Here is a 23,667-nt window from a genome sequence, read left to right as displayed (position 1 = left end):
TGAGGTTGGATTTCCGGTGATGTCGACCATCAAGGGAGTTTCCCTTCGCTGATGAGGGTGCCGGACAGCTTGGTCGGCCACCATTCCTGATTGCCGGCAAGGATGACTGGCGGGGGTTGTAGGGCGCACCCAAGAGCTGGTCTGGGGGGCAACTCCGGAGGTGCAGCACTTGGCAATCGCCGTGCACGGTCATCTCGCGGACGTCGATCACGTAGCTGTCGCGGACGGTGTCTGTGCGCGGGATGAGTCGGCAGTCGATCCGTCGTTCTTGTGGGTGGGTGTGCGCGGGCGAGCAGGTGGTCTTGCTGAAGACGCCGACCTGGATGGGTGTGTCGAGGATGTGCCACCGATTGCCGTTCGGTCGTTACATATCCGTTCGACTGGGACTCCGTTGACGTAGCGGAGTCGCGCTGTGCTTTGGTCGACCGCCACTCCTGAATGTATTCGAATATAGGTTCGAAAAGGAGGAGGCTCTCGATGTCCCGAAGTCGCACGCCATGGCAAGGACCTCCTGCGGTCGTGGCCATTGCACGTTGGGCCTCGCCAATCCTGCGCATACTCCGTAATTACCCGAGGGTCCCTCCGGTCGGACGTCGAATCTGTCGCCTGAATGAGGTCCTCAGGTCCGGGGACCGAGACTGTTATTTCGCGACCACGCCTCTTGCAGATCGAGGCAATAAGGTTCCTGGGATGGAGAATTGGCCTGTGTCTGATTCTTGTGCTTTCTGCGGTTCGATGGGTCCGTTGACTCGTGAGCATGTCTTCGGCCAGTGGGTGGGAAAGATCGGTTTGGACGGTGAGCCGGTTCCGCACGCTGCTGGGCCGCTGAATCGCCTGCACAAGCAGATGGGAACCCGCCCTCCGTACCAGCAGACGGTGAAGAACTTCTTCGTAGGATCGCGCTCCACGACGTCGCCAAGAGTATCGTCGATCAGTTCAAGCGCTTCGCGCCCTAGAACCAGCTCGGCAGCTTTGACTGTGTCGTCGAGCTGTTCGGGGCGGCTGGCGCCGACAATCGCTGCGGAAACGTTCGGGTTGGCCAAGACCCAGGCGACGGCAAGAGTGGCTAACGGTACGCCGAGATGCTGGGCTATTGGCTTGAGCTTCTCCACGCGTTCCAGCACCTCCGGCTGCATGAACTTGTGCTCGGTGTTCAGTCCGCCGTCATCGTCGCTGAAACGGCTGCCGGCTGGAACCGTGGAAGAACCGTATTTGCCGGTCAGCACGCCTTGTGCCAGGGGCGACCAGCACACCTGGGTGATCCCGAGTTCTTCGCAGACCGGCACTACCTCGGGCTCGATCACGCGCCAGAGCATGTTGTACTGCGGTTGGCTCGACACGAACCGTATGCCCAGTTCGGCCGCCAGCGCTGCGCCGGCCCGGATCTCTTCCACGGTCCATTCGGACACGCCTATGTAGTGGGCTTTGCCGGCATGGACGATGTCCGCGAAGGCGCCCATGGTTTCCTCCAGTGGGGTTTGGTAGTCGTAGCGGTGCGCCTGGTAGACGTCCACGTAGTCCGTCTGCAGTCGCCTCAGCGATCCGTTGATTGATTCCATGACGTGTTGCGGGACAGGCCGCGGTCGTTCTTGCCCGGTCCTGTGGAGAAGTACGCCTTGGTCATGATCTCGACGCCTTCGCGGCGGACTCCCTTCAGGGCTTCGCCGAGCATGGATTCGGCCTTGGTGCCTGCATAGGCGTCAGCGGTGTCGAAGGTGGTGATGCCAAGATCCAGCGCTTTGCGGACGCATTCCGTGGCGAGGTCCTGGTTCACGGTTTCGCCATGCGTGGCCCAGTTGCCCAGTGCTATGGCGCTGACGCACATGCCGCTGGTGCCGAGTTTGCGGTATTGCATGAAGTTTCCTTTCAGGGGGTGGCAGTTGAGCGCAGGGCACGGGGGGCTGCGGCAGTCTCCCGCACGACCAGGCGCGCCGGACGCACGAGGGTGGCAGGGGCCCGTCCATTCAGGATGTCCCGAAGGATCCGGGCGGCGCCCTGTCCTTGTTCGGCTACTTCGTGGTCCATGGTAGTCATGTCGACGACGTCATGTTGGGTGTGGTTCAACCTGATGGCAGCCCCGTGGGTACCCGCTCTACGCAACCTGTGTGATGTGCAGGTGGTTCACGGTTGCTGTTCCGCCGGTTGCGTAGACGGCCACGTCGGTACTGGTGTCCGCCGGAAAGATTAGCTCGGTCATGGTGACCTGACCGCCTTGGGCGAATATTTCAACAGAGCAGCGGTCCACGAAGATTGTGAGGTGATAGCCCCCGTCCAACGGTTGTATGGGAGCGGAGTCGCAAGAGGGGAAGGTTTCATGGAAATCTGTAATCCCTGATTCCCGGCGGTCCACAACCAAGGAGTCTTCTCCGGGCCGGATGCCCACCCGCGTCCCCTGCACGCCATCTCCCCGGACGATAAGACCGAATTCCTCCCCGCTTCCGGGCGCGAAAGTAGCGTCAATGCGCTGGACCGTTCCGGCCGCGCCGTCCAAAACCATCGTCATATCGGAAATGGTAGTTTCTGAAAGGGTGAAGGACTTGGACGGGTCGGCCAGCGCTGCCCAATCACCCACGGGTTGCTGTATCAGGCTCAAATTGCCGTCGCAGGCAGTGAGTGCGATTTCGCGGGCGAGGCTCATGGGGCTGCGCCAGGGTGTGGTGGGGATGTGGTTGGCGTATTCCCAGTTATTCATCCAGGCGATCATGAGGCGGCGGTTATCCGGGGCGTCGTAAAAGGAGGCGGCGGCGTAGTAGTCCCGGCCCCAGTCCAGCCACTGGTATTCGCCCAGCCGGTCAGGGTCCTGGAGGTTTTCGCCGACAGTGCTGGCCGAGATGAATGATTTCCCGTCGAAGTCGCCAACGAAGTATTGGCCGGCTGAGCCGTTGTTGGGTCCGCCGGGGTTGAGGTTGACGGTTAGGACCCACTTGAGGTTTTCCGGGTCGCCGTCCACAGGTAGGGGGAACAGGTCCGGGCATTCCCAGATGCCGCCGGTGGCGTTCGCCGGGCCGAAGGTACTCAGCAGTTCCCAGTTCTTCAGGTCGTCGGATTTGTAGAAGACCACCTGGAAGTCTTTGGCTTCGACAGCGACCATCACCCAGTAGGTGCCCGCGTCGCCGTCATACCGGATGACTTTGGGGTCGCGGAAGTCGGCGGACCCGCGGTTGAGCACGGGGTTGCCTGTGTGTTTGGTCCAGGTGTAGCCCCCGTCCAGGCTATGAGCAAGGGACTGGGCCTGGACACCCTCATGCTCGGAGCCAGGTTTGTAGGCGCTGGTGTAAATGGCCACAAGGGGGGCAACGGATTCGGTGCCGAATCCGCTGGTGTTGTCGCGGTCATAGACGATGCTGCCGGAGAAGATCTCTTCGTTCTCATCACAGGCGATGGCGACAGGGTGTTCGGTCCAGGTCAGCAGGTCCGTGGAAGTGGCGTGTCCCCAGGACATGTTTCCCCAGACGTTTCCCTGCGGGTTGTTCTGGTAGTAGAGGTGGTAGACGCCGTCATGAAAAATCAGGCCGTTTGGGTCATTGAGCCAGGTATTCCGGGCTGCGTAGTGCAGGGCCGGCCGGAAGGTCTCAGTTATCGTGTCGGTCGCGGCAGTCATGAAGTAAGGTCTCATTTCTTGGGCAGGAGGGCTCTCTGCAGGTCCCGTGGGAATGCCGGCAGGTGGATGAGTGGAGCTGGTGGGCGGATGGGGGAGACGCCGACTCACCGCTGAGGACAGTTAGGGGGGCACTTCTTGTCGTTGTCGTGGGCCGCTTGTAGTCCTCGACAATGTCGACGCCGACTTTCTCGGGCCGGGAGACGTAGCCGTCCCATTCCTGATCGTCTCTCTCCGGTGGGCGAAGGTGCCCTCCGGGTTGTACTGGTAGAAGAGGTGATAGGCGCCGTTCCACTGGCTTACGCCGTAGTGACCTTGGCGCCAACCGGCAGCGGAAACCAAGTAGAAGCGGTTGCGAGCGGGTGGCTCTTTTCTGTCATGGGGTTTGCTTGGCTGTAGGTTCAGTTGCCAGGGCGTGGCCGCCGGCTCCGGCCTGCGGGCGGTAGAGGTGGCAGCGCACCCAGTGGCGGTTTTCAGGGTCGCCGGCAACGTGGCGAACGGGTTCCTCGGCCGAGCAGGCCTGGTTTGGGTCGCCGTTGAAAGCGCAGGTGGTCGAAGCCATCACAGCCTGCCGCAGCTCGGCCCGGCGGATTGGATCGTACGAGCCTGCACGGGCGGGGTCCGGGACGGCTGAGACCAGAAGCTGTGTGTACGGGTGCGCAGGATTGGCCAGCAGATCCATGGACTCGCCCTCTTCGACGAGTTCACCGGCGAACATCACTGCCGTCCGGTCGGCCAGGTAGCGGGCCGAGGCAAGGTCGTGGGTGATGTAGAGCATGGAGATGCCCTGTTCGTCGCGGAGTTTGCGCATCAGGTTCAGCACACCGATCCGGACCGAAACATCCAGCATGGAGGTGGGTTCGTCGGCGAGGATGACCTGTGGTTCCACAGCCAAGGCCCGGGCAATGGCAACACGTTGGCGCTGCCCTCCGGAGAGCTCGTGCGGGTAGGAGTTGAGCATGTCCGCTTGCAGGCCGACGGTGGTCATAAGCTCCTCGAGTCGCTGCTCTGTCTCTGTCTGGGAGCTGCCGCCCTTCCGGTGGATCGTTAGCGACCTCCGCAGGAAATGCTCCACTCTGTGGGCAGGATTCAGGGAGCCGAAGGGATCCTGGAAGACCATCTGCAGTTGGGAGCGGAAGGCGCGCGATGCCTGGAAGCGGTCGCGCTTGAGGACGTCGACGCCGTCGATCAGGATCGCGCCTGAGCTCGGTCGTTCCAGCCGGGCGACGCACCGGGCCAGGGTGCTCTTACCCGACCCGGACTCTCCCACGAGGGCCACGATTTCTCCGCGGCCAATGGTCAGGTCTACCCCGTGCAGGGCCCGGACGGACTCCCGGGAGAACAAACCACCTATAGGGAAAGACTTTCCTAGTCCGCGGACCTCGAGGGCTGGAGCTTCGGTGTCAGCGGAGGGGCGCTGGGATGACAGTACAGCGTGGCTCATCGTGCGGCTCCTTCCAGGACGACTGCTTCAGCGTCGGCACTGACAGATGCCACGAAATGGCCGGGTGCTGCTTCGGTGAGGTCCGGGATGTTCCGGAACTTCACGCCGTCGGGCAGTCCGGTTAGCGGAACCCGCGGACCGGTGAGCGGCGGGAACGCACCCATGAGGGCCTGGGTGTAGGGGTGGCGCGGGTTTGCGTAGACGTCCTGGGCTTTTGCGGTCTCCACGATCCGGCCCCCGTACATCACGGCCATGCGGTGTGAGAGCTCCACCATGAGGGACATGTCGTGGGTGATGAAGAGGACGGAGAAGCCCAGTTCGCGTTGGAGTTCCTTGATTTGTGCCATGATTTCCTGCTGCACCACGACGTCCAGCGCGGTGGTGGGTTCGTCGAGGATCAACAGGGACGGCTTGAGCGCAACGGCCATGGCGATCACGGCGCGCTGCCGCATGCCTCCCGAGAGCTGGTGTGGGTAGGACTTGAGGCGTGCGGGGTCGATCCTCACCAATTCGAGCAACTCGCCGGCGCGCCGCAGCGATTCCTTGCGCGAGTGGCCCGCATGGGTAGTGAAAATATCCACGATCTGCTCGCCGATGGTCAGCACCGGGTTGAGCGAGTTCATGGCCGACTGGAACACCATGGCGACGTCCTGCCAGCGGAATCGCCGTAGCTCGTCCGGGCTCATGGCCAGGACATCCTTGCCGCCGAAGGAGACGCTGCCGCCGGTGATCTTCGCGGGATCCTTCAGGATGCGCATGATCGAGTTGGCGATGGTGGACTTCCCACAGCCGGACTCGCCCGCCAGCCCGAACACCTCACCGGTGCCTATGCTGAAGGAAACACGGTCGACGGCGGTGGTGGAGCGGGTGTCGCCGATGTACTTGACGCTGAGGTTCTTGATGTCCAGGACGGGCTCGTGGGAGCCGAAGGAAACTTGGGAGACTGTCACTTGGCGGCGCTCCTTTCGGTAGTCTTTGGGGTTTTGATGTTCCGTAGCCGCGGATTAGTGACCTCGTCCACGGCATAGTTGACGAGGGCCAGTGCGAACGCGACCAGCGCGATGCAGACACCCGAGGGAACGAAGACCCACCAGTTGCCGGTCAGTAGGGCGCCCTCGTTGCCGGCCCAGAAGAGGTTGTTGCCCCAGGAAACGGTGCTCACGTCGCCCAGGCCAAGGAATTCCAGGCCTGCCTGGGCGCCGATGCCGTAAATCACGCAGCCGAGCAGGGTTCCCATGACGATCGATGCCATGTTCGGGAGGATTTCCCGGAACATGATGCGGCCCGCCCGTTCGCCGGACACTACGGCCGCGGCCACAAAGTCCTTTGAGCGGATGGACAACGCCTGGGCGCGCAATACACGTGCCGACCCGGCCCAGCCGGTGACCACGAGCACCAGGATCACGGTTCCCAAACCCGGCGGCAGGAAAGCTGCAAGGATGACAAGGAGCGGGAGTCCGGGCAGGAGCAGGAAGACGTTGGTCACCAGGGACAGTGCTTCGTCAATGAACTTGCCAAAGTACGCCGACGCCAGGCCCACCAAAATGCCGATGAAGGTGGATGCGAAGCCCACCGTCAAGCCGACGAACAGGGAACTGCGGGAGCCATGGACAGTCAGGGCAAGCACGTCCTGACCTTTGGCCGTCGTGCCGAGCCAGTGCTCGGGAGACGGCTCCAGCGAGGCCATCGCGGTGATCCGCGACGGGTCTCCGGGGAACAGCACGGGGGCCAGCAACGCAAGCGCGATGAACACGAGCATCACGATCATGCCCACCAGGGCCTTCTTGTTGGTGACAAGTCCGTGGACGAAACTGCGGTTGGGCTTGCGGGCAGCTGTGGGCTGAGTGGGCTCAGTGGGCTGCTTGAGAATTGCGGTTGTCATGATGGGTCCCTCAGTTGCTGCGCACACGCGGGTCGAGGCGGACGTAGAGGATGTCCACCAGGAAGTTGGCCAGCAGCACGGCGGCGGTGATGGTCAGGAACAGGCCCTGCATAAGCGGGTAGTCGAGGCCTTGGACGGCGTTGAGGAGTTGGTAGCCGACGCCGGGATACGCGAACACCACCTCGGTGAGCATTGCCCCACCGACCACGAAGCCCAGGCTCATGCCGAAGCTCGTCACCGACGGGAGCATCGCGTTGCGGGCGGCGTAGCGGAGCATGATGCGGCCCGGCCGGAGACCCTTGGCCTCGGCCATGGTGATGTAGTCCTCGGCGTTCGTGGCGATCATGGTGTTCCGCATGCCCAGCATCCAGCCGCCGATGGACACCATGACGATCGTCAGCGCCGGGAGCACAAGGTGCGCGCCGACGTCGCCGATGAACTCCGCGGTGAAGGCGGGCTCCAGTCCATCCGTGAAAGCGTGGCGGATCGGGAACCAGCCAAGCACTACGCCGAACAGGTACAGGGCTCCCATGGCCAGCCAGAAGTACGGGAAGGATCCGATGAAGATCAGGAGCGGCGGCAGGGCGGAGTCGATCGCGCCGCCGCGTCGCCAGGCGGCCAGGATGCCGAGGAGATTGCCGATGATGGCGGCGAACACCAGGGCGGTTCCGCCCAGCAAAAGTGTCCAGCCGATCTGGCTGGCGATGACCTCGGTGACCGGGGTGGGGAAACGCGAGATCGAGACACCCATCTGTCCGGTCAGGATGTTGTGCATGTAGTCGACGTACTGTTCCCAGAGCGGCCGCGTATCCACGCCGAGCATCTTGCGCAGGGCTTCGATCTGCTCGGGCTGCATCTTGCCCTGGGTACGGGCGAACATGCGTGAGACGGGGTCTCCCGGCATGAAACGCGGGAGCAGGAAGTTCAGGGTGATGGAGGCCCAGAAGGCGATCAGGTAGAAACCCAGGCGGCGCAGGATGAAGCGCACGGTTGCTCCGTTCGGAAAGGGGGGCCGGGACGACAGTAGTCCCGGGCAGGAAAGATGAAAAGGTTCCCGGCCGGTGGGAACCGGGATATGGCAACGGCAGCCACCGGCCGGGAACTGGGGCCGGCTACTTGCGCGGTTCCAAAGTGGTCAGGACCAGGACCGTGGTGGGGGAGCGGTCAGAGAGCGTTGCGTAGGGGTTGTCCTGAGTGGGCCATCCCGTGAAGTGAACGTCCGTGTAGTCGCCCCATTCGGGGCCGGAGAACAGCGGAACCGTCGGGGCCACCGCGTTGTATTCTGCCTGAAGCTGGTTCGCGATCTGCTTCTGCGCGGCTTCGTCGCCGGCAGCAGCGAACTGCTGCAGGAGATCATCGGCTTTTGGATCGCCGAAACGGTGGTAGTTCTCGGTGGCCTTGGCGCCCACCGGCTTGACGGTGGAGGTGCCCATGGTGGAGTTGAAGTACTTGAACGGGCTGGGGTCGTTCGCGCTCCAGACGATGCCGGTGTCGAACGTTCCCTGCTCGTAGCCGGAGACGACGGAGGCCCAGTCAGGAGAGTCCACCTTGGCGGTCACGCCGATGGCCTGGAGGTTCTGGGAGATCACGTTGGCCACGGAGAGCCAGTCGGAGGAACTGGCGCCCACCGAGATCTTGAACTCGAAAGGCTTGCCGTCCTTGAGGGTGCGCTTGCCGTCCGCGCCCTTGGGGTAACCGGCGGCGTCGAGCATCTTGTTCGCTTCGTCGACGTTCAGCCTGGTCCAAGTGCAGTTGTTCGCCACATCGGCGTTCTTCCAGCTCGCGTAGTTGCCGGAGAGGCCTGTGCAGTCGGCCGGAGTGGCGTAGCCGCTCATGCCGATTTTGGTGACCTGGTCGCGGTCAACCGCCATGCTCAGGGCCTTGCGGACCGTCGCGTCATTGAACGGCGCCTTGCTGGTGTTCAACTGCCAGTTGATCATGGCGCCCGTCGGCGGGAACCAGAAGTGGCGGTGGTCCTTGTCCTTTGCGATGAAGGTCTTCTCGATGTTCGGGATGAACTGGGTGGACCAGTCCACATCGCCGTTGACGCTGGCCAGGTTGGCGGCATCGTTTCCGGACATCGCCAGCATCTTGATGCCGGCGATCTTCTGCTTCTCAGGCTGCCAGTAGTTCGGGTTCTTCTTCAGCACGAAGGACTGGGACTGGAAGCTGTCCACCTGGGTGTAGGGGCCGGTTCCCACGGGGTTGGCGTTGGTGTCCTTCGCCGGATCGGCGATGGATGACCAGATGTGCTTGGGGAGGATGGGGAGCTGCCCGATCTCATAGAGCGCGGGGGACCAGGGCTTGTTGAAGGTGAATGTCACCTTGTCGGTGCCGGCCGGGGTGACGGAATCCAGGTACTCGAAGCCGCCCTTGAGCTTCTTCTGCAGCTGGAAGGTGTAGGCCACGTCATCGGCGACGAAAGGCTGCCCGTCGGACCACTTCACTCCCTCACGCAGGGTGAAGGTGACGGACTTGCCGTCCTTGGCAGCGTCCCAGGAGGCGCCCAGCCAGGGGACGGTGTTGCCTTTGGTCGGGTTGAAGACCAGCAGTGGTTCGTAGATGGCCTGCTGGACCATGGGGTTCACAGTGGGGGCGAAGGGGTTGAAGCTACGGTCGAAGGTGCTCATGTCCTCACGCGGTATGGTCAGGAAGGCGTTCGCGTTGGCTCCGGCGTCGGTGCCTGCGGACTTGTTGACGGTGGCAGCGCAGCCAGTCAGCAGCATTGCACCCACGGCCAGTCCGGCCGCTGCAATGCGGGCAGACCTCAAGAATCGGGGTTGTGTCATGATGGGTATCTCTTTCCTATCTTCATCAGCAAGGTGAAGGGGTGGGTAAGGGTTTGCTCTTCGGCATTGATTTCGCGGTCAGACCGAAGAGCGTTCTAGCAGCGGACAGTCGACCAACTGCTGGTCGGCAGTGATCGGCTGTCCTGCTGTGAGAGCTGCGAGCGTCTGGACTCCCAGTGCGCCCATTTTTTCGAAGGGCAACGCAACCGTGGTCAGCTTTGGCCTGAGGTAGGCCGCAATCAGTTCCTGGTTGTCGAAGCCGATCACGGCGATGTCTCCGGGGATGGTCAGTCCCCGTTCCTTGATGGCGTCATAAGCGCCCATCGCCATCCGGTCATTGAGGCAGAACAGGGCGGTTGGCCTTTGATCTTTTGGATAGCGGTCCAGAATTTCGCAGGCCGCATCGTAACCTCCATCCGCCGTCGCATGCCCGGACACCACCAGCTCCGGATCCAGTTCGAGCCCGGCGCCGGCGAGTGCTTCACGGGCACCCTTCAACCGCCCGACGGCCGCGGGAATGTGCGGGTCCAGGTTGATGACTCCGATCCTGCTGTGGCCGGCCCGGAGCAAACGATCGACGGCAATCCTGCCGCCCGCGCGCTCGTCCGGGACGATCGAGGGCAGCTTCCCGTCCGCGTCGAAACAATTGATCAGGACGGTGGGAACCTCGTGGGCGCCTTCCGGAACATGCACGCCGCGGTGGTACGTTGCCGCGTACAAAAGTCCTTCCACTCGTTGTTCCAGCAGCTTTTCCGTTGCTGCATCTTCCAGGCCTTGATTGGGTCCTACGGCATCGGCCTGGTCGGAAGGCGCGATGAGCAGGAACCGGTGGTCAAGCCAGGCCTGATCCTGGGCGCCCTTGATGATGTCCACCGCAAACGGGGCCGTCACGATCTCGGTGACGAGTCCGTACCAATCACTGCGCTGGGAAGCCAGTGCGCGTGCTCCGGCGTTCGGGCGGTAACCCAAAGCCTGCACGGCGTCGTTGATGCGGGTGCGCGTTTCCTCGGAAATGCTGGCGTTTTCGCGGTTGCTCAGCACGAACGAGACCGCTGTACGAGAGACACCGGCGTGCCGGGCGACATCACTCATGGTGACGCCTCGCTGCCGCACAGCTGCGGCTTTCTGGGGAGTCGTGGTTTTCGCCATTGAATGCTCCGGTGGTCTTCGTTGGTCCCGGGTGTTGTGCCAGGGTTCGGTCTGAGTGTCCCGCGTTTTGCGGGTGAGTAACGCGAGTTACTTACTGCAATGTGAGCGAGGTTACACGCGTTACCTCGTAGCTGTCAACGACTTCCACCGACATGCCGCCCCACACGGGCACGCGTTGAACCTCGTGGGGGCTTGGCTGGCCGCTTGTTGGGCCAGTGTGTGGGCGAGGCGGTAGATCCGAAGGATCGGAGCATCCGAGTGGGAGATGACTCGTTGGATTAGGCTTGGGAAATTGCCGCTCTTGCTGTGGTCAGGGTACTGGGATTGATCTATCCACCAAGCGGTAAGGGCGCCGGTTGATGTGTCTGCATCGCATATCCTTCCCTGTGAGAGCGACAGCGAGGCCACCCCGGACTCGGCGGGCGATGAATGTCCGCCGGATGGTTTGTGATTCGCGGACTTGGACTCCGGGGCACACTCCAGGCAGCGGACGGTCTTCGTTCCGGTTTCGTAGATCGCTTCCTTGCGGGGTGGAGGCACCGCACATGCGGCATGCCCCGGCGCGCTCGGGGGAGGGACGTTCCGCGTGCAGGATCGCCTTCGCCGGAGGTCGGGCCGGCATGCGTGCCATCGTCGAGTGCCTCTCCTTTGCCATCCTGAACATGGCTGGGTAACCCGAAAGAATTGAGGCGAGACTCGGAAAACAATCTCGCAAGCGCTTGCGACATTGGAATTCGATCGTTTAGGCTCGACTCATGTTGCCTTCCGTTCAAGCTGTTGCCGAGCGTGCAGGTGTTTCTGTTTCGACTGTTTCCAGGGCGTTGCGCGGCGTTGCCGGCATCTCAGAGTTGACCCGCAAGCGCGTGCGGGACGCCGCCGATGAAATTGGTTATGTCGCGTCGCCGAGCGCCTCGCGGCTCGCCACCGGGCGCACCAGTACGGTCGCGGTCGTGGTCCCGCTGCTTTCCAAGTGGTTCTTTGCCGAGGTGATCGCCGCGGCAGGCCGGATCCTGAGCGGTGAAGGCTACGACGTCCTCCTGACCGAGCTCTCCACACCTGAGCTGCGAAGAACTTTCTTTGCCAGTCCACGGCTGCACGGCCGCTCGGACGGTGTCATCGTCGTCGCTCTCCAGCCCACGCAGGCGGAGATCGAGGTGCTCGAAGCCCACGGGCAGGCCGTCGCACTCATAGGCTCGGAGCACGCCGGAACGTCCTCCGTCCGCGTCGATGACCGTGCCGGTGGCCGGGCCGCGACCCGGCACCTGCTGAACCTTGGCCATGGACGCATCGCCTTCCTCGGAATCCAGGACGCACCCGGGTCACCGCTTGGCGGCGTCCCCCCGGCTGAACGTCTCCTCGGCTACCGGGAGGCCCTTGCCGAAGCGGGCATTCCGGCCGACCCGCTCTACGAACCCCGTGTCGAGAACACGGTCGACGCCGGCGCCGCGGCGATGGCGGAACTCCTCACCGCGAAGGAACCGCCGACAGCGCTCTTCGCTGCCTCGGATGAACTGGCTTTCGGGGCGTTGTCGACGTTGCGGAGCGCCGGCCTGGGCATCCCTGCCGATTTTTCCGTCGTTGGCTACGACAACCATGAACTGGCCGGCGCGATCGCGCTGACGACCATGGACCATGGCGTGGCCGCTCAGGGACGCCTCGCCGCTGAGGCACTCGTTGCCGCACTCACGGGTGGCAACGCGGCAACCGGACGTATCACACCCCGTCTGGTGGTACGCGGCACAACTGCCCCTCCCCGCAGTCTCCGGGCGCAGCCCCCGGTCCCGCACGACTGAACCATCCCTCACGGCTGAACCATCGAAAGGAACCCCATGGAATACCGCAAGCTCGGAAACTCAGGGATGTACGTGAGCGAAATCGCCTACGGCAACTGGATGACCCACGGAGAGCAGATCGACCAGGACGCCGCCACCGAGTGCGTCAAGACGGCACTCGACCTGGGCATCACCACCTTCGACACCGCCGACGCGTACGCCGGCACGCGTGCCGAGACCGCTCTCGGGGAGGCGCTCCACGGCGTGCGGCGCGAGAACCTCGAGATCTTCACCAAGGTCTTCTTCCCGACCGGGGAAGGGAAAAACGACCGCGGCCTCTCCCGCAAGCACATCATGGAGTCCATCAACGGTTCCCTTCGCCGGCTCCGCACGGACTACGTGGACCTCTACCAAGCCCACCGCTACGACTACGAGACCCCACTCGAGGAAACCATGCAAGCGTTCGCGGACATCGTCCACGCCGGCAAGGCCCACTACATCGGCGTCTCGGAGTGGACGGTTGACGAGATCCGCCGCGGCGCCGCTCTCGCGAAGGAGCTCGGCATCCAGCTCATCTCCAACCAGCCGCAGTACAACATGCTCTGGCGCGTCATCGAGCCCGAGGTCGTGCCGCTGAGCGCGGAGCTCGGGCTGGGTCAGATCGTGTGGTCACCCATCGCGCAGGGCGTGCTGACGGGCAAATACCTTCCCGGCGCAGGCGCGCCCGCCGCGTCCCGGTTCTCCACCGACGACGGCGGTACCAAGACCGAACACCGCTACATGCACCAGGCCGTGCTCGAGGCTGTCCAGGGGCTCAAGCCCCTCGCAGATGAGGCCGGCCTGTCGATGGCGGCATTCGCCGTCGCCTGGGTCCTGCAGAACCGGAACGTCGCCGCCGCGATCGTCGGGGCCTCCCGCCCGGAGCAGCTCAAGGACAACGCCACGGCAGCCGGCGTCGTCCTCGCACCGGAAGTCCTCGACCGAGTCGACGCGGTCCTCGGCGACATCATCGAGCGCGACCCGGCCAAAGTCGAATCCTTCCCCGAACGCCCCTGAACCCAGTGACCACCGAGGCCACGTCCGAGACGTCGGAGCCCAGACCGATCGTCCGGACGCCGCGCTTTGCGGCGATCCCGCCAGCTGCGGGATGATCGTCACGTAGCATCAATTGGCTTGGTCTGCCTGGAGATCGGGTTGGGCGCAGTCGGAGCCCTCCCAGCGTTTCGTCCCGCGCGGTGCACATGCTTACTGCCCGGGACGCAATGGAGCGGATCGGGGACACGATCGCGGGATCACTCGGCCCCCTTCAGGACAATCCGGCGGTGGGGGCCGCTCTTCTGAGCAAGCTGAAGACTGGTTGAGCGTGTGTCCCTCGCTGATACAGCTCTTGGGTTTGTATGACCTGTGGTTGCATCGTCGCTTTGGTGTGGAATGTTGACGTGGAGCTGGTGGAGGCGCGGCTGCTCACGCTCGATCAGGACTCGTACGAGCAGGTGGTCGCTGCGTTGGAGCTTCTTGCCGAGCGTGGTCCGCAGCTTGGACGTCCGCTCGTCGATACGGTGGGACTATCGAAGAGATGCTGGCCAAGCGGCCTGTTGACCGGGTAGCTGTGGACGCCCGTAAAAAGCACCTGCTCGATGAGGTCCGGGCGTACCGGCTTCGGGAGCTCCGCGAGGCCTCGGAACTGACGCAGGTTGAGTTGGCTGCACGGCTGCACGTGAGCCAGAACAGGGTCTCCCGCATTGAGCACGGCGACATCGACCGCGCCCAGGCCGACACGCTGCGGAAATACGTTGAAGCGGTCGGCGGCCGGCTTCGTGTCGAGGTCGAACTCGGCGACGAACGCATCCAGATCGCCTGACCGGCAACCCGTTCCGATACGTTTGAACAACTTGGTAGTGTTCGCGAGCGGGTTCAAAAAGTGGGAAAGAGGGTGTGTTGACAGTGTCAACACTTTTGCCGTCGGACTGGGCCGTACATCGGCCGGACTAGCCCGGATTCGGCATGTTTCCTGGACTTCCCTGTGTTTGGGGGCCCGGAATGCAGTTAGAGTCCCACCTCGGGCACGTTTTCCCACGTCAGGGGCCCTTTTGGGCCTCTGAGTGGGGACACATATTCACGAATGGGCCCCGTCGGGGGCCCTTTCTTGTGCCGGGGTTCCTCGCCTTCCTTGCGTTGGGTGGCAGATTCCGTGGTCTTGCTTCTTCATGGTAATTCCGGAGCCAAACGACATGACATAAACCAGGACACCTGCTGACGTCCGTGCCCGGGGCGCCGACCGGGGCAGTGGAAGCAGTAACCGATCCCGGCAATGTGCCAGATGAGAGCTGGTGGGCGCGGGCGGTCGAACCCATGGCGTGATTGCCCTGATCAGGGCTGCTCGAGACTCAAGAGAGAGGGGTGGCGTCTGCCGTTGCCACAGGGATTCCGGCGGCGAGACCGAGGACAGTCAAGAGGGTAAGGACTGGAAGATTGACGATTCCGCGGCGGGCGTAGCAGTAGCGCGGGGCGCGGCGAAGGGCGGTCGTGGAACATGGCGTGAGACCTCTCCGGGCAACCCGGTTTGAACAAAAAATATGACACATATATGATCGTTTACCGCCCTATCAAATACGTAGAGGTAGAGCTTCCCCCTTCTCAGAGGTTAAGGTCACCGCCACCGGGACACCATCGGCGGCGAGATCCGGGACCGGCGGGTAGGTCTGTGGTCTCCCTGAGACGGACCGGAGGCCTGATCCCCGAGGAGGGCGTGACTCGGGGTGTTTTCCGACCCGCGCGGTGGCTTGAAAATGACTCGTCCACACCGGTCCGCGGCCTCCTCGACCTACAGGGATGAGTTGATCAGAAGACTGTCCATCTTTGGTGCATCGAGTTACGTGTGGTTCTCTGAACGACCACAGCAGGCCATGCTAGGTTTGGCGATGGCTTGGACGCGGCGGGTCGGAGTCAGCATCGGTTTCGACGATGGTGCCATTGGATTTTAGCTGGGATGTACCCTGGCTCGTTTCTGCGGCCGCTCAAGGTGCAACCTCTCGGGTCCCAGTTGTGTCGGTAGGCAATGTATCCATCGCCGCGGCAGTTGGCGCGTAGACCACCCTCGAATGGAAACTGTAGCGCATGATGAAGGCCACAGTGAGGGTTCCGAACTGGGCCAAAGGGCTCGCGACACCCATTTTGTCCACAAGGAGCCAGAGAAACGGCACCCGGGCCAAGGTCTCAGCGTTGTTGAATCCGAATGAATGCAGGAACCTAATCGCCTTTGACCGCCCGAGCGGGCCCAAGCCAGCAAATACGAAACGCTCCTGCATCAGAAAGTTGGACACGATGGTGGTTTCCGTAGCAATCAGCGCCGCGATCAAATAATTGACACCCCAAGTTATCAGGACGGTCATAATGGCGACGTTCACCCCGGTGCCAAAGGCTCCGATCAAGGCGAACTTTGGCATACGTCCGCACAGTCTTTGCCTCGTGCGAATCAACCGATTGACTAGTGTCATGGTTGAACCCCGTCATGTGCTGGCACTGGTGGCGCTTCCTGGCTCGTGATGACCTTTCGGATATGCCATGCCCCGAAGGACTGGACGATTCTGGAATGGTCGAGGGTCAACCCGGCGTTGGTGAGGTTCAAAAATTTGATGTTCGGCTTCACGGTGGGGCCTTCGATAACCCATTGGACTTCTTGCCAACCGTGGGGGTGATGTACCGCGACGGCACTGTCGAGGTCCATCTTTTCCAAGGCAATAACCTGCCATGGGCCGTTCCATCCACTGGATCTGAGGTCCTGCCACATCGAATACGGCGTCAACACCGTTTCGCTCCTCGGCACGTTGGTCTTAGTCCACTCCAGGGCCAAGTACCAGTCCGAGTTGTTCTGGCTTGCCAGCAGGGTCGCATCCTGTTCGAACCACTGGGGCAGGGCCATCACCAGCAGACCGCCGACCATTGAGGCTGCGGTGAGCCCGCTGACAGTCCTGCGCAGCACGGATCCAGACGGTCCGACGCGGCGCGCGGCGCTCCAAAGAATGTCTGCCGCCATCGCGATGGCCAACACCAGAAGCGGGATGGCGGCGATGACATACATGGTGGGCAGGTATCCGGTGCCCAGCACGACGGGGAGCACAAAAAGCGCTATTCCAGCCGAAAGCCAGCGGGACCGCTGTCGGAACAAGGCGATGACTGCAGCTACCAGGCCCGCCACGATGAGGTACTTGTCGTAGTACATCCAACCGTCCACCAACTGCGCCCTGCCCGAGCCCTGCTCCCAGAGGTTCCCGGACCCGGACCGGGAGAAGAACTGGTAGACGAGCGCGTCTTGCAGGGATACGTGCCCGGCACCGGCCAGAAGCTCGCCGCGGAGCAACGCGACGAGGGGGTAGAAGGAAAGGGTCAGGGCGCCCACGGTCAGGAACCCCACGAGGGAGAACGCCCGGGTCCGCCACTGGGATCGGTGTAGGAGGGCAATCAGCAAGGCCGGCCCAAAGATGGCTAGCGTTTCCTTGGACAACACGGCAACAGCGAAGCACAGTCCGGCTCCGACGTGGAGCCAGAGCGAGAGGCGGGGGCTAAGTGCCAGGTAGAAGGCCAGCAGCAGCCACGGTGTACCAATGTTGTCCAGAAACACCTGGCGACCAAGTACCAGGGAAAGCGGGGAGAGGCAGCCGAGTGCGACCGCCAGAAGCGAGAACGCCATCCGGATCCGCAGCCTGCGGGCAATGAGGAAAATGAGAACGGAATTTACGACGAAGAAGATCGACATGACGTAGCGCATGTTGCCGATCTCTGTGCCCGAATCGAATCCGAATAATCGTTGGATCCAGGCCAATGCGCCCAGCTGGATCCAGCCGAGCGGCGGATGGTCGTACCAATAGGTGTACGGCGCCAGGCTGCCTTGGGTCGTCGAGATGGCCTGCGCGGTGTAGGTGCCCTCATCGTCCTGGTAGTCGGGGGCGTTGGTGACGTTCCACAGGCTCACAACAGCCGCTCCCAGCACTATGAGAACAACCGCGATACCCTCTGCGGACAGGAAAAACGCACGTCCACGGAAGCCCAACCACCTCAGCACTGAAGCGCCTCGGCGTGGGTGCGAGTCCGGCGTCGGAACGGCCCCAGCCGGCGCCCACGCGGCGCTAGCCAACGGCTGCGCCGTTCAGATAGCTGAGGTGGGCTCCGGAATGCCCTGTCTTCTCCCACTGGAAGTCGCTTCTGACGAATTTCGACAAGGCGCGCACCGCAGCGATCGCCAACAAGATCTGGTAAAAGGGCGTGCCGATCACCAGCCGGAGATAGTCGTAGAGGCGGATCCGGTAGCCGTGGTCCCGGCCGAATTCGCGGAGCATACACAGGTCAAACGCCATCGATGCAATGGTTGGCACCATGGGAACAAAGGCAATCACTGTCACCTGCAGCGGAAAATTTCCGTAAACGACGGTGAAGATCGCGACGGGGATGCACACTCCCGCGAAAGCCATGAAGTGCTGCTGCATCAGCGTCCACCATGCAACGGCACGTTGCCGGAAGGTGGGCAGAGCTCTCCAGTCACCTTTAGCAAAGACCTGCATGAAACCCAAAGACCATCGGGTCCGTTGCTTGATCAACGCGCGGATGGAGTCCGGAGTTTCTTCCCGGGTAACCAGGCGTGGTGAATACGCCACGACAATCCTGTGGTTGAGGACCGACAGCCGGACCCCTAGATCGCAGTCCTCCGCCAGGCAACTCGCATCCCAGCCGCCAACCGCCTCCAGCAAGTCATGTTTAATGAACACCGTGTTGCCGCCCAGGGGAATAAACCCTTGGTGTGCGTGGGCGTGCAGTCGGGAACGAAACCAGGTGAAGTATTCAAGGCAGTTCCGCAGCGAATACCAGGTGTCACGGTAGTTGATCAGCTGCACCGCGCCCTGGACCACATCGGCGTGTTTAGCTTGAAAGCAACTGTCAATGTTCACCAGCAGGTCCGGTGCTGCAACCGATTCAGCGTCAAACACGCCCACGATTTCGTTCCGGCATTTCGCCAAAGCGGAGTTCAATTGGCGCGGCTTGCTCTTGACTTTGCTGTAATCAACGATCACGCGCACAACGTCCGGCGTCTGTGCCGCTAGCTTTCTGGCGATTGCGACCGTTTCGGGGTCGTCATGGCCAACGGAAATGAGAATTTCCTGGCGCGGGTGCGATTGAGCGAGCAGGTGGCCGACAGTGGTCGCCATGACAAGTTCGCTTTCGTGGCGGCAAGGCACGATCAGCGAAAATGAGTGTTGCAGTGTGGGTTGCAGATCGGCATAGAAGGTTGATTCCTGGGTTCGCGGGTTCCACCATGCGTAGGTTGCCAGGCACAGGGTGGATGCGGCGATGGCAAAGAGTGCCAGAGCCGAGAATGTGGCTAGGGTGTCAACTACCGCGTCAATGAACATGATTGTCTCGATTCAAGGGAAGGGTAGGCCGCCGTTCGGCCAGGGTGGCTTGGGCTGTGTGAGTCTGTGGCCGGCTCTAATCAGCGATTCCGCAGGCAATACCGTCGCCATTGGAGTCCAGATGCTGCGGGTCTGCGCCTTTCTGTCGCACGGATATACCGTGGGGGAAGTACACACGCACCTCGGCGCAGGTCCAGTTGTGCGGCATGCTGGCAGGATCCAGTCCTGCATCTTTCATCTGCTGAAGGTGTCCGGCGAGGCTCGGCGGCACGACCGGCAGGCACTGCCCGGCGTCGCCGTATTGCTTGAGACATCCACCCAGCGACTGCGAAGCTGTGTCGAGGACCTGCGAAGGAGCGACAGTGCCGCGCGGGGCAGGCGCCGGGTTCGGCGCTCCCGTGTGAAGGCCCAGACCGTGCGGCTCGGCGGCAGCGTCGCTTAGTGATCGCTGACTGCTGTCCGCCGCCGCGCTCCCGCCGTCGGCCCGCGGACTGATAGGCGGCCCGTTGGGGCTCTGGCGGGACGATGGATTGAGGACGCTGGCTGAGGACCCCTTGTCTGGCTGCCCTGTTGGTGCTGCTCCGCTTTGCGTTGAGGCGCTCTGGCCGCCGGCAACCTTGGCGACAGCCAAGCCCGACGTAGCCGAGGAATGGATGTGTCCTCCTCCTGCTGCAGCCGAAACAGCTTGCGCACCGTCCAGCAACGACGCGTGGACCAGCAACGACGCGAGGGCAAAGCAGCATATCACGACGAAGGTGAGTCTCAGGTAGAAGAAGAATCCCTTGGGCGAGCTCTTTTTCATCGCGTCTCCCTGCGAAGTTTGTGCTGACGTGCCGGGACATATAGTGCTGTCGAGCTCATGAGATCCACACCCACTTGGCGACGCTTGGCACGTTGTTTGTGTCGAGCACGGTCAGCATGTAAGGGCCCGGTGGAAGTAGGTTTGAACTGGTGGGCACGGTCGCTGTGATCGAAGTCCCGCTTCCGGTGATGGGCAGGTCGACCAGCCTGGCGTTGGTATCGGTCTGATGCGTCGCGGACATCGGCGACATCAGCGAAGCCGACTTGATAGTCCCTGATACCTGGAGTCCGAAGGACTGCCCGTAGGTAGCAGATGCCGGCGCTTGGGTAATGCTTGGGCGCCCGTTCTGGAATAGATAGGACGGGCTGTAGACGGAGATCCGGAGTTCGAAGGTGTTATCCAGCGGGTTGGAGCCGAAGACGGCCACGCGTCCGTCTGGCAGCAGGATCGCCGATGAATGGTAGTTCCGTCCGACGGGGTCCGGGTCGATCGACAACCAGCTGCCGCTGCCGGGCTGGTAAATGGCCGCAGTGCTGACATTCCCCGATCGGTTGTATTGGGCGCCATCCGCGGAGAGAACTGTCCGGTCGGGCAGATTGAGTAGGTTCACGTACAGCTTCCCAGGACCCGGCAGGTCAGGCCCTGGAACGTAGGCAGGACTCGCCTGACTAAGGTCGATGATGTCCACGAGGTTGATCGCAGGCGTGTTGGTTTGGGTGTTGCCACCGCCGACGATCATCACCCGCTGGTCCTGGGCAGGCGGCAGAAGAACCGACCCCGCCTGGTCGCGGAGGTCCTTGTCCCGGAGACCTGCAACGTCCCACATTTGGGCGGTTTGCCAGTTGTAGAGCGATGCCCCCGATCCCGGAAGTCCGTTACCGAAAGTGTGAGCCCCTGAGTAGAACAACCGGCCATCATTGAGCAAATACATGTGCGGGTACAAGCCCCAGAAACTCCACGTTTGCGGAACGCTGTTCTTGTTCAACCACGTCATCGCAGAACCGCTGAACATCTCCGTGAGTACCGACCCGGTGGCATTCTCGTTGAGGCCTCCGGCGGACCAGATGTCACCGTTACCCAGTTTGGTCAAAGTGGGGTACCAGTGCGCCCCCTGCATGTCCGTCACCTGATGGAACTGGTTGTCCGCAGGGTCGAAGTAGTAGCTGTGCGCCGATCCGGTGAAGGTCGTCGGGCCTTGAGATGCTGTGGGATAGGCTGCGGTTCCGCCCGCAATCAGCACCTTGCCATCCCGGAGGGTCGCCTGGCCGGAGCAGAACATGTCATATGGCACGGGCACATTGGTGAACGTGTTGGCATTCGGGTCCCAGACCACGGCCTGGAATGTTCCGGCAGCAAACGCGCTGCCTTGGTTGCCGGAGCCCGCGATGAGCAAGAGCCTGCCGTCGCTGAGCAGTGTTGAGTGGATGTCCCTGACTGGCAACGGCGTGTTGAGCACCTGCCACGAGCCTACTTGGGAAGGGGTCCCGGCCGATGGCGGTGGTGCTGGCGGCTGCAACGAGTAGTTCGTTGTGAAGAGAGTGCCGTTGCCGGAGAGCGAAATACCGAAAGAGATACTGTCCACGCCGCTGGGGATGGGCGCAGTGGTCGCGGTCATCGTTGTCCATGAACTGGACGCGGGCAACGTTTTCACGTCCGTCCAGTACGACCAGCCGGTCGAGTCGTGCTTGAAGACCGTTAGCGCATTGCTGGCCGATGTCGACTTGTAATCGATCGAGACGTTGTACCGGGAGCCCGCAGTCACGGACGGAGCGCAGCCGGGGGTCTCTGATTCAAGGAGCTTGACGTCCCCCGAGACATATGAACTGACGGTGTAAGTGTAAGACCGAGTGCCTGCTGCCGAATTGACCGGCACGTCCGTCGACAGGCCTCCCGTCACCGTCCGGTTACCCCACCCGCCGGTTGTGAAGCAATCCGGCGTCGTCGTCCCCTGTGAGAGATTGCCGTTGGTAACAAGCTGTCCCGACGGAGGCGGTGTCGGCACCGCCGTCGCGAACAACGAGTAGTCGTCGGTGGTGAGCGTCCCGTTCGCGGCGATGGACAAACCGAAGACGACTCGATCAGTACCGCTCGGGATAGCGGGCGTGGTGCCTGTCGCCTGTGCCCACGTGCCGGACGCAGGTACCTGCCCAATATCACCCCAGTACGACCAGCCGCTGGAGGTGTGTCTGAACATTGTCAGCGAGACAGTAACCGTCGACTGGTACCAGACCCCCAGGTTGTAGACAGCCCCGGCCGAAACGGCGGGCGCGCAGGCTGTGGTTTCTGACGGCAGGAGTTTCCGGTCACCGCTCGCGTAGTTGGAAACCTGGATGGTGACGGCGCGCAACCCGGTGTGCCCGGCGGTTAGAGACCACACCCCTGCCGTGCCCCACCCGGCCTCTGAAAAGCAAGTGGGAAAGGAAGTGCCGTCCTCCAGCGACGGATTGACCACCAGGTTCGAACCAACGCTCGTAGCTGCGAACACCTCAGAGGCAGTGGAGGTCATGAAGCCGGCGACGAGGCACACCACCACAATGAGAGCGTGCACCCTAGACGGGGATCTGCGCTGTCCGGCAGACAGGAATCCCGTTTTATTGAGGACGGAATTGAATCGGGAATGGACGAAGCCCGACGGCGAAAGACTCAACACGGTACCCCCCAAACTTCAACTGCGGATCAGCCGAAAAGATGTCCTTACAGCACTTCTGTCCGATGGACTGAGAACATTGCGCTGCACCGGACCCCCGGTGGACACCCTCCGGCACGTCCTCGGCAACCGCTCGCGCAAATGCGACCTTGCTGAGGAACCTACTGGTCATCCACTGTGGTGAGCACGAGTAGCCAATACCCGAATTCGAAGGGTGCTCCACTCGGAAACACGCTAACCAGACGCCACTGTGGATGCGCCCTCTGAGTACCCGCAGTCCTTGTTCGATAAGACGGGTGAAGGTGACCGTCGACGCCCGGAAATGATTTCCGGGGCAGATTCCGCCTGGGTTGGCTTGATCGCTTACTGCGTACCCATAACCGAGATGTTTCCGCTGACGCACAATTCCGTTGGGACGAATGTATTTGTTTGGCGTCTGCAATCCGCCAAACAGCAGGGGCCTTCGGGCACTGAAAGCGATTTGATCTGCGGCGTGCCTCTAGGCGGAATCTGGGTGCTTCGGGGCCGCCGGGGTCCCGGCTCGACGGCGGAGGCGAGCTGCACGTGTTCCGAATCGCGGACGTGCGAGTCCGTGTACCGCGCACTGAACGCCCACTCAACAGAATCGTTAATTACGACAAATTCGATCAGGCAGTACTGGCCCGCACAAACGGACCCAGCAGGACATCGGGACTGTCCCGGATTTCGTTGACTCTCTGGCCAAGCAAACCCGGGGCAGACCCATCTGGTCTCTTATTGTCGTTCGTGGTCAAGAAGGGGCCTGCGGCGGGGGCGTGGGCTCACGACGGGGCAAGCCTTGGATCGCATGGGTGCAAATGGCCCGTATGAACTGCCGTCGCGGGTGTCAGGGTGTTCTTTTGTGGAACGGAGGACCCGTAGACGAGCCTTGCAGCGTCCGCTTCGCCTTTTGCAGCGATGCCGATTACGTCGGCACCATAGGGCCAACCGGCCACGCAGGTCGGGGGAGTGCTTGAGCGGATGGCCGTCTTCCCTTCCTCGACATCGTCCAGGAGCCCGGCGTGGGGGAGCCGGTGGGAGGGGAGGTCAGGGACTGAAACCTCCACGCCCATGTCCTGAAGCCGGCGCTGAAAGCCCCACGGTCCGTGAACGAGCACGACACTGTGCGGAGTGGATGGTTGGGTTAGATCCATTTTGTGCC

Annotated in this window: 18 protein-coding genes and 1 pseudogene; 4 read left to right on the top strand and 15 right to left on the bottom strand. The window is 62.3% G+C overall.

Annotated features, from left to right (window positions below; all coding sequences use genetic code 11):
* Positions 1-887: 887 nt before the first annotated feature.
* From AB0323_RS07600 to AB0323_RS07560, 9 genes and pseudogenes are all read right to left on the bottom strand, one after another.
* A pseudogene (locus AB0323_RS07600) lies at positions 888-1,855 on the bottom strand (aldo/keto reductase family protein); the annotation flags it as partial.
* Positions 1,856-1,866: 11 nt separating this feature from the next.
* Positions 1,867-2,034, bottom strand: a complete 168-nt coding sequence (locus AB0323_RS07595) for a hypothetical protein (RefSeq protein WP_366176781.1) — start codon at positions 2,032-2,034, stop codon at positions 1,867-1,869.
* A 58-nt stretch (positions 2,035-2,092) separates the two neighbouring features.
* Complete coding sequence (locus AB0323_RS07590) at positions 2,093-3,601, bottom strand: glycoside hydrolase family 32 protein (protein WP_366176780.1); 1,509 nt, start codon at positions 3,599-3,601, stop codon at positions 2,093-2,095.
* A gap of 373 nt (positions 3,602-3,974) precedes the next feature.
* Positions 3,975-5,042 (bottom strand): ATP-binding cassette domain-containing protein, encoded by a 1,068-nt coding sequence (locus tag AB0323_RS07585; RefSeq protein ID WP_366176779.1) that lies wholly within the window; start codon positions 5,040-5,042, stop codon positions 3,975-3,977.
* Positions 5,039-5,992 (bottom strand): ABC transporter ATP-binding protein, encoded by a 954-nt coding sequence (locus AB0323_RS07580; protein WP_366176778.1) that lies wholly within the window; start codon positions 5,990-5,992, stop codon positions 5,039-5,041. Before AB0323_RS07580 ends, AB0323_RS07585 begins: the two co-directional genes overlap by 4 nt.
* Positions 5,989-6,924, bottom strand: coding sequence for an ABC transporter permease (locus AB0323_RS07575; protein WP_366176777.1), 936 nt, complete (start codon positions 6,922-6,924; stop codon positions 5,989-5,991). The genes AB0323_RS07580 and AB0323_RS07575 overlap by 4 nt, the downstream gene beginning before the upstream one ends.
* A 10-nt stretch (positions 6,925-6,934) precedes the next feature.
* Positions 6,935-7,912 (bottom strand): ABC transporter permease, encoded by a 978-nt coding sequence (locus AB0323_RS07570; protein WP_366176776.1) that lies wholly within the window; start codon positions 7,910-7,912, stop codon positions 6,935-6,937.
* A gap of 124 nt (positions 7,913-8,036) precedes the next feature.
* The gene (locus tag AB0323_RS07565; protein WP_366176775.1) at positions 8,037-9,713 is read right to left on the bottom strand and encodes an ABC transporter substrate-binding protein; all 1,677 of its coding nucleotides are present in this window, start codon (positions 9,711-9,713) and stop codon (positions 8,037-8,039) included.
* Positions 9,714-9,791: 78 nt separating this feature from the next.
* A complete protein-coding gene (locus AB0323_RS07560) occupies positions 9,792-10,862 on the bottom strand; it encodes a LacI family DNA-binding transcriptional regulator (protein WP_366176774.1) in 1,071 nt (356 codons plus the stop codon).
* A gap of 755 nt (positions 10,863-11,617) precedes the next feature.
* Here AB0323_RS07560 and AB0323_RS07555 point away from each other — a divergent pair.
* The 4 genes from AB0323_RS07555 to AB0323_RS07540 all read left to right on the top strand — a co-directional run bounded on the left by AB0323_RS07555 (position 11,618) and on the right by AB0323_RS07540 (position 14,495).
* The gene (locus tag AB0323_RS07555) at positions 11,618-12,655 is read left to right on the top strand and encodes a LacI family DNA-binding transcriptional regulator (RefSeq protein WP_366176773.1); all 1,038 of its coding nucleotides are present in this window, start codon (positions 11,618-11,620) and stop codon (positions 12,653-12,655) included.
* Positions 12,656-12,691: 36 nt separating this feature from the next.
* Complete coding sequence (locus AB0323_RS07550; protein ID WP_366176772.1) at positions 12,692-13,690, top strand: aldo/keto reductase family protein; 999 nt, start codon at positions 12,692-12,694, stop codon at positions 13,688-13,690.
* Positions 13,691-14,058: 368 nt separating this feature from the next.
* Positions 14,059-14,241 carry a hypothetical protein gene (locus AB0323_RS07545; RefSeq protein WP_366176771.1) on the top strand — a complete coding sequence of 61 codons (183 nt, stop codon included), beginning with the start codon at positions 14,059-14,061 and terminating at the stop codon, positions 14,239-14,241.
* On the top strand, positions 14,211-14,495 hold the full coding sequence (locus AB0323_RS07540) for a helix-turn-helix domain-containing protein (RefSeq protein ID WP_366176770.1): 285 nt from the start codon (positions 14,211-14,213) through the stop codon (positions 14,493-14,495). The genes AB0323_RS07545 and AB0323_RS07540 overlap by 31 nt, the downstream gene beginning before the upstream one ends.
* A 1,156-nt stretch (positions 14,496-15,651) precedes the next feature.
* Here the strand turns inward: AB0323_RS07540 and AB0323_RS07535 are convergent.
* From AB0323_RS07535 to AB0323_RS07510, 6 genes are all read right to left on the bottom strand, one after another.
* Entirely contained in the window at positions 15,652-16,080 is a 429-nt protein-coding gene (locus tag AB0323_RS07535; protein WP_366176769.1) for a GtrA family protein, read from the bottom strand.
* Between the two features lie 47 nt (positions 16,081-16,127).
* Entirely contained in the window at positions 16,128-17,606 is a 1,479-nt protein-coding gene (locus AB0323_RS07530) for a glycosyltransferase family 39 protein (RefSeq protein ID WP_366176768.1), read from the bottom strand.
* 154 nt (positions 17,607-17,760) lie between these two features.
* Positions 17,761-19,038 (bottom strand): glycosyltransferase, encoded by a 1,278-nt coding sequence (locus tag AB0323_RS07525; RefSeq protein ID WP_366176767.1) that lies wholly within the window; start codon positions 19,036-19,038, stop codon positions 17,761-17,763.
* A gap of 76 nt (positions 19,039-19,114) precedes the next feature.
* Positions 19,115-19,840, bottom strand: a complete 726-nt coding sequence (locus tag AB0323_RS07520; protein WP_366176766.1) for a hypothetical protein — start codon at positions 19,838-19,840, stop codon at positions 19,115-19,117.
* Between the two features lie 55 nt (positions 19,841-19,895).
* Positions 19,896-22,388, bottom strand: a complete 2,493-nt coding sequence (locus tag AB0323_RS07515; protein WP_366176765.1) for a galactose oxidase early set domain-containing protein — start codon at positions 22,386-22,388, stop codon at positions 19,896-19,898.
* A gap of 899 nt (positions 22,389-23,287) precedes the next feature.
* Entirely contained in the window at positions 23,288-23,659 is a 372-nt protein-coding gene (locus AB0323_RS07510) for a hypothetical protein (protein ID WP_366176764.1), read from the bottom strand.
* Positions 23,660-23,667: the final 8 nt, after the last annotated feature.

Source organism: Arthrobacter sp. NPDC080031, assembly GCF_040702485.1.
GTDB lineage: Bacteria > Actinomycetota > Actinomycetes > Actinomycetales > Micrococcaceae > Arthrobacter.
Note: the sequence above shows the minus strand (reverse complement) of the source record. Positions and strands in the feature narration are given on the sequence as shown.